The organism is Cupriavidus sp. SZY C1 (assembly GCF_032190535.1).
Classification (GTDB): domain Bacteria; phylum Pseudomonadota; class Gammaproteobacteria; order Burkholderiales; family Burkholderiaceae; genus Cupriavidus; species Cupriavidus pauculus_C.
This window is the reverse complement of sequence record NZ_JAUANU010000018.1, coordinates 70,537-82,410: the sequence shown is the minus strand read 5'-3', so window position 1 is coordinate 82,410 and position 11,874 is coordinate 70,537. Positions and strand designations below refer to the sequence as shown.

The 11,874-nt window shown below is 67.2% G+C and carries 11 protein-coding genes; 8 read left to right on the top strand and 3 right to left on the bottom strand.

All coding sequences use genetic code 11. The features are described 5' to 3' along the window. The first annotated feature begins 47 nt into the window (after positions 1-47). Both msrP and msrQ read left to right on the top strand, forming a co-directional pair. Positions 48-1,058, top strand: coding sequence for a protein-methionine-sulfoxide reductase catalytic subunit MsrP (gene msrP, locus QTN24_RS22835; RefSeq protein WP_313839989.1), 1,011 nt, complete (start codon positions 48-50; stop codon positions 1,056-1,058). After that, a complete protein-coding gene (msrQ, locus tag QTN24_RS22830; RefSeq protein ID WP_124683051.1) occupies positions 1,058-1,765 on the top strand; it encodes a protein-methionine-sulfoxide reductase heme-binding subunit MsrQ in 708 nt (235 codons plus the stop codon). Before msrP ends, msrQ begins: the two co-directional genes overlap by 1 nt. A gap of 56 nt (positions 1,766-1,821) precedes the next feature. Here the strand turns inward: msrQ and lysA are convergent, their stop codons facing one another. After that, positions 1,822-3,084 (bottom strand): diaminopimelate decarboxylase, encoded by a 1,263-nt coding sequence (gene lysA, locus QTN24_RS22825; RefSeq protein WP_313839988.1) that lies wholly within the window; start codon positions 3,082-3,084, stop codon positions 1,822-1,824. Positions 3,085-3,098: 14 nt separating this feature from the next. Further along, entirely contained in the window at positions 3,099-3,350 is a 252-nt protein-coding gene (gene lptM / locus QTN24_RS22820) for an LPS translocon maturation chaperone LptM (protein WP_124683053.1), read from the bottom strand. 128 nt (positions 3,351-3,478) lie between these two features. Between lptM and cyaY the strand changes: the two genes are divergently transcribed. Next, on the top strand, positions 3,479-3,811 hold the full coding sequence (gene cyaY, locus QTN24_RS22815) for an iron donor protein CyaY (RefSeq protein ID WP_313839987.1): 333 nt from the start codon (positions 3,479-3,481) through the stop codon (positions 3,809-3,811). A 107-nt stretch (positions 3,812-3,918) separates the two neighbouring features. Here the strand turns inward: cyaY and QTN24_RS22810 are convergent, their stop codons facing one another. After that, a complete protein-coding gene (locus QTN24_RS22810) occupies positions 3,919-6,297 on the bottom strand; it encodes a penicillin-binding protein 1A (RefSeq protein WP_313839986.1) in 2,379 nt (792 codons plus the stop codon). Between the two features lie 454 nt (positions 6,298-6,751). Between QTN24_RS22810 and pilM the strand changes: the two genes are divergently transcribed. The 5 genes from pilM (at position 6,752) to pilQ (ending at position 11,825) form a co-directional block, all read left to right on the top strand. Beyond that, positions 6,752-7,822 (top strand): type IV pilus assembly protein PilM, encoded by a 1,071-nt coding sequence (gene pilM / locus QTN24_RS22805; protein ID WP_172966022.1) that lies wholly within the window; start codon positions 6,752-6,754, stop codon positions 7,820-7,822. Positions 7,823-7,841: 19 nt separating this feature from the next. After that, entirely contained in the window at positions 7,842-8,486 is a 645-nt protein-coding gene (locus tag QTN24_RS22800; RefSeq protein ID WP_124683057.1) for a PilN domain-containing protein, read from the top strand. A 2-nt stretch (positions 8,487-8,488) separates the two neighbouring features. Further along, positions 8,489-9,160 (top strand): type 4a pilus biogenesis protein PilO, encoded by a 672-nt coding sequence (locus tag QTN24_RS22795; protein ID WP_124683058.1) that lies wholly within the window; start codon positions 8,489-8,491, stop codon positions 9,158-9,160. A gap of 62 nt (positions 9,161-9,222) precedes the next feature. Continuing rightward, positions 9,223-9,696, top strand: coding sequence for a pilus assembly protein PilP (locus QTN24_RS22790; RefSeq protein WP_124685021.1), 474 nt, complete (start codon positions 9,223-9,225; stop codon positions 9,694-9,696). Further along, positions 9,693-11,825 carry a type IV pilus secretin PilQ gene (gene pilQ / locus QTN24_RS22785; protein WP_313839985.1) on the top strand — a complete coding sequence of 711 codons (2,133 nt, stop codon included), beginning with the start codon at positions 9,693-9,695 and terminating at the stop codon, positions 11,823-11,825. The genes QTN24_RS22790 and pilQ overlap by 4 nt, the downstream gene beginning before the upstream one ends. The last annotated feature ends 49 nt before the right edge of the window (positions 11,826-11,874 follow it).

The following is an 11,874-nucleotide window of genomic DNA, read 5'->3' as shown; positions in this document are numbered from 1 at the left end:
CGGTTTTGCTGTCCAATGCTCCAGGCTCCCCCAACACGCTGCGAATCATGCTGATCCCTTCCCCCAAATGGCTGCGCGGTGACGATATCGCCGCGTCGGAAATCACGCCCCAGTCGCTCTACCTGTCGCGCCGCCGCCTGCTGGCGCTGGGCGGCGCGGCGGCCGCCACGGGCCTGGCGTCGCCCTGGTTCGCGCGGCAGGCGTTTGCGCAGGAAGCGCCGGGCAAGCTGGCCAAGCTGCCGGGCACGCTCAACAGCGCCTACGCCGTGACCGAGAAACGCACGCCGTACGCCGACGTCACCACCTACAACAACTTCTACGAATTCGGCACCGACAAGGCCGATCCGGCGCGCCACGCCGGCACGCTGCGGCCCCGGCCCTGGCAGGTGGCCGTGGAGGGGCTGGTCAAGCATCCGAAGGTCTACGACCTCGACGAACTGCTGAAACTGGCGCCGATGGAAGAGCGCGTCTACCGCCTGCGCTGCGTGGAGGGCTGGTCGATGGTGATCCCGTGGACGGGCTATCCGCTGGCCGAGCTGATCCGCCGCGTGGAGCCCCAGCCGGGGGCCAAGTTCGTCCAGTTCATCACGCTGGCGGACAAGAAGCAGATGCCGGGGCTGTCCAGCGGCGTGCTCGACTGGCCGTATAGCGAGGGCCTGCGCATGGACGAGGCGATGCACCCGCTGGCGCTGCTGACCTTCGGCCTGTACGGCGAGGTGCTGCCGAACCAGAACGGCGCGCCGGTGCGCATGGTGCTGCCGTGGAAATACGGCTTCAAGAGCGCCAAGTCGATCGTCAAGATCCGCTTCCTGGACAAGCAGCCGCCCACCAGCTGGAACCTTGCGGCGCCCAGCGAGTACGGCTTCTATTCGAACGTGAACCCCGAAGTCGACCACCCGCGCTGGAGCCAGGCCACTGAGCGCCGCATTGGCGAGGACAAGGGCGGCGGCGGGTTTGCCGCGCTGTTCGCGCCCAAGCGCAAGACGCTGCCGTTCAACGGCTACGCGGCCCAGGTGGCGTCGCTGTACCAGGGCATGGACCTGAGGAAGAACTTCTGATGGCTGAGCGCGACCTGCAGGCCGCCGCGCGGGCCCGGGCGGCATCGGACGGCGGGCGCCCGGCGGGCGGGCTGGCGATGCTGGCCCCGGCGCGTGTGCGCGCGGTGAAGGTCGTGGTCTGGATCGTGGCGCTGCTGCCGTTCCTGCGGTTGCTGTACCTGGGCGCCACGTCGCAATTCGGCGCCAATCCGCTGGAATTCGTGACGCGCTCGACCGGCACCTGGACGCTGGTGATGCTCTGCGTGACGCTGTCGGTCACGCCGCTGCGCCGGCTCACCGGCTGGCCGTGGCTGCTGCGGCTGCGCCGCATGCTGGGCCTGTTCACGTTCTTCTACGCCTTGCAGCACTTCCTGCTCTGGCTGGCCGTCGACCGCGGGTTCGACGTCGCCTACATGATCCAGGACATCGGCAAACGGCCATTTATCACGATGGGCTTCGCGGCCTTCGTGCTGATGGTGCCGCTGGCGGCCACGTCGTTCAATGCGGCCATCCGCTGGCTGGGCGGCAAGCGCTGGCAGGCGCTGCACCGGTCGATCTATGCAATCGCCGTGCTGGCCATCCTTCATTACTGGTGGCACAAGGCCGGCAAGAACGATTTCGGCGAGGTGTCGATCTACGCGGCCGTCGTGTTCGTGCTGCTGGCCATGCGGGTGTGGTGGTGGGCGCGCAAGCCGAAGCTGCCGAAGGCGCAGGCCGTGGCACGATGAAAAAAGGGCGACGCGCAGTGCGTCGCCCTTTGGCTTTGCTTGAGGCTGGCCGGGCGTCAGTCGTTCAGCAGGCGCTCGCCGCGGAACAGGTCGGCCGGCAGTTCGCGCTCGCGCACGAGGTGCACGGCGTCGCCATCGACCATCACCTCGGCCGCCCGGCCGCGCGTGTTGTAGTTCGAGCTCATCACAAAGCCATAGGCGCCGGCCGACATCACGGCCAGCAGGTCGCCCGGCTGCACCGCCAGCGCGCGGTCGCGGCCCAGCCAGTCGCCCGATTCGCAGACCGGCCCCACCACGTCGTAGGTGGCTGGCGCGTCGGCGCGCGGCGCCACGGGCTCGATGCGGTGGTACGCCTCGTACATGGCCGGACGCGCCAGGTCGTTCATCGCGGCATCGACGATGCAGAAGTTCTTGGCCGCGCCCGGCTTCAGGAATTCCACGCGCGTCAGCAGCACGCCGGCGTTGCCCACCAGCGACCGGCCCGGCTCGAACAGCACCTCGCGGTGGCCGTGGCCCCGCGCGGCCACGCGGTCGATCAGCGTGGTGGCGAAGCCGGTGATGTCCGGCGGCGTCTCGTCGTCATAGGTAATGCCCAGCCCGCCGCCCACGTCGATGTGCGCCAGACGGATGCCTTCGGCTTCCAGCTGCTCCACCACGTCCAGCACCTTGTCCAGCGCTTCCAGGTACGGCGCCACCTCGGTGATCTGCGAGCCGATATGGCAGTCGATGCCAGCCACTTCCAGGTGCGGCAGCGCGGCGGCGGCGCGGTAGGTCGGCAGCACGTCCTCGAACGCCACGCCGAACTTGTTGCCCTTGAGCCCCGTGGAGATATACGGGTGGGTCTTGGCGTCGACGTCCGGGTTGATGCGCAGCGACACGCGCGCGCGCTTGCCCAGCCGGCCGGCCACGGCGTTCAGGCGGTCCAGCTCGGGAATCGACTCGACGTTGAAGCCGCGCACGTCGTGCTCCAGCGCCAGCGCCATGTCGGCCTCGCTCTTGGCGACGCCCGAGAACACGACCTTGCGCGGATCGCCGCCGGCGGCCAGCACGCGCAGCAGTTCGCCGCCCGACACGATGTCGAAGCCCGCGCCCAGCCGGGCAAACACCTGCAGCACGGCCAGGTTCGAATTGGCCTTGACCGCGTACTGTACGTGGGCGTTGCGGCCCTGGCAGGCGGCCGCGTAGGCGTTGTACGCGGTGGTCAGGGCCGCGCGCGAGTAGACGAAGGCGGGCGTGCCGAAGTCGGCGGCGATGCGCGCCAGCGGTACCTGTTCGACGGTCAGGGCGCCGTCTTGCCGGCGATGGAAAAAATCAGTCATGTCGGAGCGGGCACTCAACGTGCCGAGGGGGCGGAGCTGTTCTTGGCGGGTTCGGTGCGCACCGGCGCGGACGTGGCCGGCTCGCCCATGGGCGTGGTGGCCGGCGGCGTGGCGCCGGGCTGGCCCAGGCCAGGGTCGGGCACGGTGGGCGGCGTGGGGGCCGGCGGCACGCGCGGCATGTACAGCGGGCCACGAATGCCGCACCCGGCCAGGGGTATCGCGAGCAGGGCGGCAAACGCCGATACAATCGCAGCACGACGCAGCATCGGGGAGTCTTTCATTGTTGGATGGCTTCCGGATGGCTTGGAAAGCGCGTGGCTTTCCTGTTTCCGATCAATTTGATGCCGGCCGAGTGGTCCCGTCCTGAGGGCTGCCGGCGGCCTTGGAGTGTAGCATGCCCCCCCTTAGCGAGACCGAGTTCCTGGCGCTGGCCAGCGCGGCCCTGGACAAGCTGGAAGCCGACATCGAGGCTGCCGCCGATGCCGCCGACGCCGACGTGGAGATCAACCGCACCGGCAACGTAATGGAACTGGAATTCGAGGACGGCTCCAAGATCATCGTCAACAGCCAGGCGCCGATGCAGGAGCTGTGGGTGGCGGCCAAGGCCGGCGGCTTTCACTTCCGTCACGACGGCAGCCGCTGGGTTGACACGCGCAGCGGCGCCGAGTTGTACGCGGCGCTGTCCGGCTACATGAGCCAGCAGGCCGGCACCACGCTGGCACTGTGACGCCGTGATGCTGTGACACTGGCGCAAGCCACAAAAAAGCCGGCCCTTCTGGGCCGGTTTTTTTTCGCCCGCCCCAGGCAGGGACGGGCGGCAGGTCGGGCGGGCCGTCAGGCGCCGCCGAACATTTCCAGGATCTTCTTCTTTTCCTGCTCGGTGTCCTGCGGCGGGCGCGAGCTTTCCTCGGGCTTGCCGGGCCACGGGTCGCCCAGGCCCACCGACGCCACGCCGGCGCCGGCCGCATTCTCCTCCAGCGTCCAGTCGCCCGCGGCCATCACCACGCCCTCGGGCGGCTGGCGATCCGGGCTCTCCGGCACGCCCTTGAGCGCCTTGCTCATGTAGCCGACCCAGATCGGCAGGGCCAGGCCGCCACCGGTCTCGCGCACGCCCAGGCTCTTGGGCTGGTCGTAGCCCATCCAGGCGATGGCCACCAGCTTCGGCGTGTAGCCGGCAAACCAGGCATCGACGGCGTCGTTGGTCGTACCGGTCTTGCCGGCCATGTCGTTGCGGCCCAGGCGCTGCTTGGCCGGGTTGGCCGTGCCGCTGCGCACCACCTCGCGCAGCATGCTGTCGGCGATGAAGGCGGTACGGGCGTCCAGCACGCGCACGGCGTCCTCGCCGGCCTTCTGCGGATGCGTCTCGGAGATGACCTTGCCGCGCGAGTCTTCCACGCGCTGGATCAGGTACGGATTGACGCGGTAGCCGCCGTTGGCGAACACCGAATAGGCGCCGGCCATTTGCAGCGGCGTGACGCTGCCCGAGCCCAGCGCCATCGGCAGGTAGGCCGGGTGCTTGTCGGCCTCGAAGCCGAAGCGCGTGATGTAGTCCTGCGCGTACTGGGTGCCGATCGCGCGCAGGATCCGCACCGAGACCAGGTTCTTCGACTTGGCCAGCGCGCGGCGCATGGTCATCGGGCCCTCGAACTTGCCGTCGTAGTTTTTCGGCTCCCAGACCTGGCCGCCGGTGTCGGGGCCGATGCTGAGCGGGGCGTCGTTGATGACCGTCGCGGGCGAAAAGCCCTTTTCCAGCGCCGCCGTGTAGATGAACGGCTTGAAGCTGGAGCCCGGCTGGCGCCAGGCCTGCGTCACATGGTTGAACTTGTTGCGGTTGAAGTCGAAGCCACCCACCATCGAGCGGATCGACCCGTCCTCGGGGTTCAGCGAAATGAACGCGGCCGCCACCTCGGGCAGCTGCGTGACCGACCAGCTGTTGTCCTTCGGGTCCTGCGTCACGCGGATGATCGCGCCCGGCCGGATCTTGACCTTGGGCTGGGCATTGGCCGACAGCGACGGCGCGATGAAGCGCAGCGCCGAGCCCTCGATCGTCGCCACCTCGCCGGACAGCAGCGTCGCCTTGACCTGCTTGGCCGACACGCTGGTCACCACGGCCGAGCGCAGGTCGTCGCTGCCCGGATGCTCGACCAGCGCGTCGTCGATGGCCTGCTCGCGCTCGGCGGCGCCGGACGGCAGGTCGATGAACGCCTCCGGCCCGCGGTAGCCGTGCTTGCGTTCGTAGGTCATGATGCCGTTGCGCACGGCCTCGTAGGCGGCGTCCTGGTCGGTCTTGTTCAGCGTCGTGTAGACCGTCAGGCCGCGGGTGTAGGTTTCCTCGCGATACTGCGCGTACATCAGCTGGCGCACGATCTCGGCCACGTACTCGGCATGCGTCGAGAACTCGTTGCCTTCGCTGCGCACCTTCAGTTCCTCGCGCACGGCCTGGTCGTATTGCTCCGGCGTGATGTAGCGCAAGTCGCGCATGCGCTGGAGGATGTATTCCTGGCGCACCTTGGCACGGCGCGGGTTCACCACCGGGTTGTAGGCCGACGGCGCCTTGGGCAGCCCGGCCAGCATCGCGGCCTCGGCCGGCGTCACGTCCTTGATCGACTTGCCGAAGTAGACGCGCGCGGCGCTGGCAAAGCCGTAGGCGCGCTGGCCCAGGTAGATCTGGTTCATGTACAGCTCGAGGATCTGGTCCTTGCTCAGGTTGGCCTCGATCTTGTACGCCAGCAGCATCTCGTAGATCTTGCGCGTGTAGGTCTTCTCGCTGGACAGGAAGAAGTTGCGCGCCACCTGCATCGTGATCGTCGACGCGCCCTGCGACAGCCCGCCGCGCAGGTTGGCCAGGCCGGCCCGCATCACGCCCACGAAGTCCACACCGCCGTGCTCGTAGAAGCGGTCGTCCTCGATGGCCAGCACGGCCTTCTTCATGACGTCGGGAATCTCGCTGATCGGCACGAAGTTGCGGCGCTCCTCGCCAAACTCGCCGATCAGCACGTTGTCGGCGGTGTAGATGCGCAGCGGGATCTTGGGGCGGTAGTCGGTGATCGTGTCGAGCGACGGCAGGTTCGGCGCGGCCACGACCAGCGCATAGCCAACCAGCAGCGCCACGGCGACGGCGCCGGCAGCAAGCAGCCCAAGTACCCAGAACATGACGCGCGCCCACAACGGACGGCGGACGGGGAGGGACGGCTTCTGTTGTGCTGTGGCCATAAGGGTTTACCTAACAAGAGTGCCGCGATTATATCGTCGGTGCCCGTGCGCCCCGGCCCGGCAGTGCCGCCGGAGACGCTACGACGCTGTTACAAGATGTAATGGCGCTGATATCAGATGGTCACGCGGTGAAAGAGGCGGGCGGGGAGGCGGGCTGGCCGTCGTCGGACGCGGCGGGCGGGGCGATGCGGAGGATGACCGGGAGCGTTCGTGTTGGCCCGATGCCACCCGATCGCGGGGTTGCGGACCGTGGGATTTTGACAACGGATTCGGGGGCGCATTCTCAAAAAGAAAGCGTGGTCAGAGCGGCACATTGCCAGCGCCTCCGGATTTTGTGAGAATCCACGAACATAAAAGAGCAAACGTTTCATCCAAAGAAACTGGCTCGCACCATTAGAGCAAACATGCCGTGGGCGAGTTCAAATGTCAGGGGGTCACCTTGCGACGGGGCATCTTGTCGGGTCTTCTGCGCCGCACTACGGTCGGCGTGGATATCGGGTCGTCCAGCGTCAAGGTCGTCGAGCTGTCCGTCGGGGCAGGCAAAAACGACTTCAGGCTGGAAAAATGCGCCAGCGAACTGCTGGACCGCAACGCCGTTGCCGATGGCAACGTGGTCAACATCGAGGCCGTGGGCATCGCGCTCAAGCGCGCGCTCGGCAAGGCCGGCATCCGCACAAAGGACGTGGTCCTTGGCGTGCCGTCCATGCTGACGGAATCCCAGACGGTCAGTCTGCCGGACAACCTGTCCGAAGACGAACTGTATTCGCAGGTCGAATCGGAGGCGCACCGCCTCTATCCGCCTTCCCAGGCGGTGAACTTCGACTTCGCGGTGATTGGTCCCAGCGAAACGGAAGGCGGCATCGGTGTGCGTGTCACGGCCGCCAACAGTGATCGTGTCCAGGAGCGCGTGACGGCGGCCGAGATGGCCGGCCTGAAGCCGCAGGTGATGGACGTGGAGGAATTCGCCGTGCAGCGCTCGGTGGTCCAGATGCTCGGCGTACCCGCCGGGCTGACGGAGACCGACGCCAAGGACATGCCCGTGGTGGCAGTGGTCCACCTCGGCGGCAGCCGCTCCAAGGCCATCTTCTACCAGGGCTGGAAGGAACTCTACGAGCAGCCGCTCAACAGCTACGGCGACCAGTTGACGCAGAGCGCGGCGCGCATGTTCACGCTCGACGCGCTCAAGGCGGAAATCAAGAAGCGCAAGAACACGCTTCCCGATGCCTGGCGCGCGCAACTGCTCAAGCCGTCGCTCGAGGCGCTGGCCATGGAGGTGCAGGGCGCCATCGGCAACTTCATCGCCAGCTCCAGCCTCGGCCGCGTCGACGAGATCCTGCTTTCCGGCGGGCACGCATCGCTGCTGGGTGTCCAGGCGGCGATCCAGCAACAGACGCAGATCACGACCACGCTGGCCAATCCTTTCGCAAACATGACGACCGCAGGCAAGGTCAACGAGCGCTATCTCCAGCGCGACCTGCCCGCCTACATCGTCAGTGCGGGACTGGCGCTGCGCGGCCTGCAATAAGCCACCCGGGGGGACACCCATGTCCACGACGACGAATACCATTCCGTCGGTCAACCTGCTGCCGTATCACGAGGCGCGCAAGGCCGCCCGGCGCAAGAAGGTCTACACCATGCTCGGCGGCGCGGCGGGCGCCGGCGCGCTGGTAGTGCTGATCGGCGGCTTCTACATCGACGCGCAGATCGACGAGACGACGGCGCTGAACCAGACGCTGACGACCGAGAACGCCCGCATGGACGGGCAGATCCGCGAGGTCAACACGCTGAAGAAGGACATCGAGGCCCTGCTGGATCGCCAGCGCGCCATCGAGAGCCTGCAGGCGCAGCGCAACCTGCCGGTGCAGCTGCTGGAGGAACTGGTGCGCCAGGTGCCCGAAGGCGTGTACCTGAACGGACTCAAGCAGACCGGCGACGACTTCGTCATGTCCGGCGTGGCCCAGTCCAACGAGCGCGTGTCCGAACTGCTGCGCAACATCGGCCAGGTGCAATGGCTCGACCGCGCCGAGCTGGTGGAGTCCAAGGCGATCATGATGACCAACAACCTGCGCGAGCAGCGCCGGCTGTTCGACTTCTCGATGCGCTTCTCGTACCGTGCCCCGGAGCAGCCGGGCGACAAGAAGAAGGGCGCCTCCGACGCGGCGGCCAAGCCCGCGGGAGGCAAGGTCTGATCATGGCACTCAATTCCGATATCTCGCTGCAGGACCTGACCGCGCAGTTCCGCGGCCTGAACCTCAACGAACCCGAGACCTGGCCCGCCGCCCCGCGCGTGCTGTTCTCCGTGCTGGCCGCGCTGATCGTGCTGGTGCTGGGATGGCAGTTCTACTGGAGCGACAAGCAGGACGAACTGGAACGCAAGCACGCCGAGCACGAGCAGCTACGCCAGCAGTTCGCGTCGAAGGTCGCCCAGGTGGCCAATCTCGACGAACTGCGCAAGCAGAAGGTGGAGGTGGAAAAGCGCGTGGCCCTGGCCGAGCGGCAACTGCCGAACAGCACGGAAATGGACGCGCTGCTGGCCGACGTCAACCACGCCGGCGTGGCCCGTGGGCTGCAGTTCGAGCTGTTCAAGCCCCAGGCCGCCGTCGTGAAGCCGTACTTCGCCGAAATCCCGGTCAACCTCAAGGTCACGGGCCGCTACCACGACGTGGCGTTGTTCAACGCCGACGTGGCGGCGCTGTCGCGGATTGTGTCGATGCGTAACCTGAACATGACGACGGGCAAGGACGGCACGCTGTCGATGGAAGCCGTGGCAATGGCCTACCGGGCACTGGATCCGGACGAGCAGGCCGCGCAGCGCAAGGCTGCCGCCGATGCCGCCGCCAAGAAGAAGGGAGGCGCCAAGTGAGCCGCCTGACCCGACGCCCGCCGGTTGCCCTGCACACGTTCGCCGCCGCGGCCTTGGCCGTGATGGCCCTGGCCGGCTGCGGCCAGAGCGACGACGCCGGCCTGCAGCAGTGGATGGCGCAGACCCGCGCCGCCAAGGCTCCGCCGCCCGAGCCGTTGCCCGAGGTCAAGCCGTACACGCCGCGCGAGTACGGCGGGCGCACGTCGCCGGAGCCGTTCGCGCAGACCAAGATCGGCGAGCTGAACAAGACGATGTCCGAGTCGCCGGAGGCCGGCCGGCGACACGAGCCACTTGAAGACTATCCGCTGGAGAACTTCAAGATGCTCGGCATGCTGAAGAAAAACGGCGAGACCTACGGTGTCGTACGCGTAGATAACAAGATCCACCACGTCAAGGTGGGTCAGTATCTCGGCCAGAGCTATGGCCGGGTGGTCCGCATCAGCGATCAGGAGATCGTGTTGCGCGAATTGGTTCGGGAAGGGGTCTCAGATTGGAAAGAGAAAATGACCAGCCTGAAGCTGGAGGCATCCGCATGATCACGGCACGTTGGGTCCGGGCGCTTGCGCGCGCTTCAGCGATGGCGCTGGTGCTGGCCTCTCCGGCCGCACTGGCACAGAACAACCAGCTCAAACAGGTGGAGGCCAACGTCGTTGGCGAGCAGACCGTGTTCACGGTCGACCTGAAGAGCCCGCTGGCGCAGAAGCCGGTGGATTTCACGACGCAGAACCCGGCGAAGATCGCGATCGACTTCTTCGACACCGGCTTCGCGGCGGGCCGCGCGCAGTACGAGTACGCCGGCAAGCTGCTGAAGAGCGCCAACGTGATGCAGATCGGGGACCGCACCCGCGTGGTGCTGAACCTGGCCCGCACGGCCACGTACCGAACGGAAATGCGCGGCACGCAGTTCGTGGTGCTGATGGACAACGTGGCGCAGTCCGCCACGGCGGCCGCGCCGACGTTCGCGCCGGCGGCCCCGGTCATGCAGCCCGTGGCGGTCAACCGCACGCTGATCCGCAACATCGACTTCCGCCGCGGCACCGACGGGGCGGGGCGCGTGGTGGTGGACCTGTCGTCGCGCGACTCGGGGATCAACATCCAGCAGCAGGGACAGAACCTGGTGGTCGACTTCATCGGCACGGGGCTGCCGGCGGACCTGCGCCGCCGCTTCGACGTGACCGACTTCGGCACGCCGGTCCAGGCCATGCGCGCCACCGACGCCAACGGCGCCGCGCGCCTGACGATCGAGCCGCGCGGCAACTGGGAATACAGCTCGTACCAGACGGACAACCAGTTCGTGGTGGAGGTGCGCCAGGTCAAGGAAGATCCGAACAAGCTGATTGCCGGCCAGGGGTATCGCGGCGAGCGGCTGTCGCTGAACTTCCAGAACATCGACATCCGGTCGCTGCTGCAGGTCTTTGCCGATTTCACGAACCTGAACATCATCACGAGCGACACGGTGCAGGGCAACCTGACGCTGCGCCTCAAGGATGTGCCGTGGGACCAGGCGCTGCAGATCGTGCTGGATTCGAAGGGCCTGGCATCGCGCCGCAACGGCAACGTGCTGTGGGTGGCCCCGAAGGCCGAGCTGGCGACCAAGGAAAAGCTGGAGCTGGAAGCGCAGCAGCAGATCAACGAGCTGGAGCCGATCCGCAGCCAGGTGTTCCAGTTGAACTACCAGCGCGCCGAGGACGTGCGGCGGATGCTGCTGGGCCTCTCTGCCGGGGGCGGCGGCGTGTCGGCCGCGGCGGCCGGCGGCGCGGGCGCCAGCGGTGGCGCCACGCGGATGCTGTCCAAGCGCGGCTCGCTGACGGCCGATCCGCGGACGAACCAGTTGTTCGTGTCCGACATCGGCTCCAAGCTGGAAGAGGTGCAGGGCTTCCTGCAGAAGATCGACATCCCGGTGCGCCAGGTGGTGATCGAGGCACGCATCGTCGAGGCCAGCGACACGTTCAGCCGCAACCTCGGCGTCAAGCTCGGGTTTGCGTCGCGCCGGTCGGGCGCCGGCTACGGCAACACGTACGAGAACGTGGCGTCGCCGTTCACCCAGGACGCGCAGTGGACCACGAGTCCGGCGGTCAGCCTGCCGGCGGCGGCGATCAACGGCACGAATCCGGCGTCGGTGGCGTTCAGCATCTTCAACACGGCGGCCGGCCGCTTCCTGGATCTGGAACTGTCCGCGCTGGAAGCCGACGGCAAGGGCAAGATCATCTCCAGCCCGCGCGTGGTGACGGCCAACAACATCAAGGCGCTGATCGAGCAGGGTACGGAACTGCCGTACCAGTCGGCCACGTCGAGCGGCGCCACGTCGGTGCAGTTCCGCAAGGCCAACCTGAAGCTGGAGGTCACGCCGCAGATCACGCCGGAAGGCAACGTGCTGCTCGACGTCGACGTGAACAAGGACAGCGTGGGTATCCAGACCGTCAACGGGTTCGCCATCGACACCAAGCACGTGCAGACGCAGGTGCTGGTGGAAAACGGCGGCACGGTGGTGATCGGCGGCATCTACAGCCAGGACGAGAGCAACAACTACAGCAAGGTGCCGTTCCTGGCCGAGATCCCGGTGCTGGGCTACCTGTTCCGGAATAACGCCAAGGTCAACAACCGCACCGAGTTGCTGGTGTTCCTGACGCCGCGGATCCTGAACGACAGCGTCTCGCTGAAGTAAGTCCGCAAGCAGGCCGGAGGGCGCCGCCCGCCGGCTTGAGACGACTCTG

Bases quoted from the DNA above. Each gene is read 5' to 3' on its own strand.
- QTN24_RS22790 (WP_124685021.1), top strand. From the start codon at position 9,223: ATGGCCCTGGCCGGCTGCGGCCAGAGCGACGACGCCGGCCTGCAGCAG.
- cyaY (WP_313839987.1), top strand. From the start codon at position 3,479: ATGCCCCCCCTTAGCGAGACCGAGTTCCTGGCGCTGGCCAGCGCGGCC.
- QTN24_RS22810 (WP_313839986.1), bottom strand. From the start codon at position 6,297: ATGGCCACAGCACAACAGAAGCCGTCCCTCCCCGTCCGCCGTCCGTTG.
- QTN24_RS22795 (WP_124683058.1), top strand. From the start codon at position 8,489: ATGGCACTCAATTCCGATATCTCGCTGCAGGACCTGACCGCGCAGTTC.
- msrP (WP_313839989.1), top strand. From the start codon at position 48: ATGCTGATCCCTTCCCCCAAATGGCTGCGCGGTGACGATATCGCCGCG.
- pilQ (WP_313839985.1), top strand. From the start codon at position 9,693: ATGATCACGGCACGTTGGGTCCGGGCGCTTGCGCGCGCTTCAGCGATG.
- lysA (WP_313839988.1), bottom strand. From the start codon at position 3,084: ATGACTGATTTTTTCCATCGCCGGCAAGACGGCGCCCTGACCGTCGAA.
- QTN24_RS22800 (WP_124683057.1), top strand. From the start codon at position 7,842: ATGTCCACGACGACGAATACCATTCCGTCGGTCAACCTGCTGCCGTAT.
- lptM (WP_124683053.1), bottom strand. From the start codon at position 3,350: ATGCTGCGTCGTGCTGCGATTGTATCGGCGTTTGCCGCCCTGCTCGCG.
- msrQ (WP_124683051.1), top strand. From the start codon at position 1,058: ATGGCTGAGCGCGACCTGCAGGCCGCCGCGCGGGCCCGGGCGGCATCG.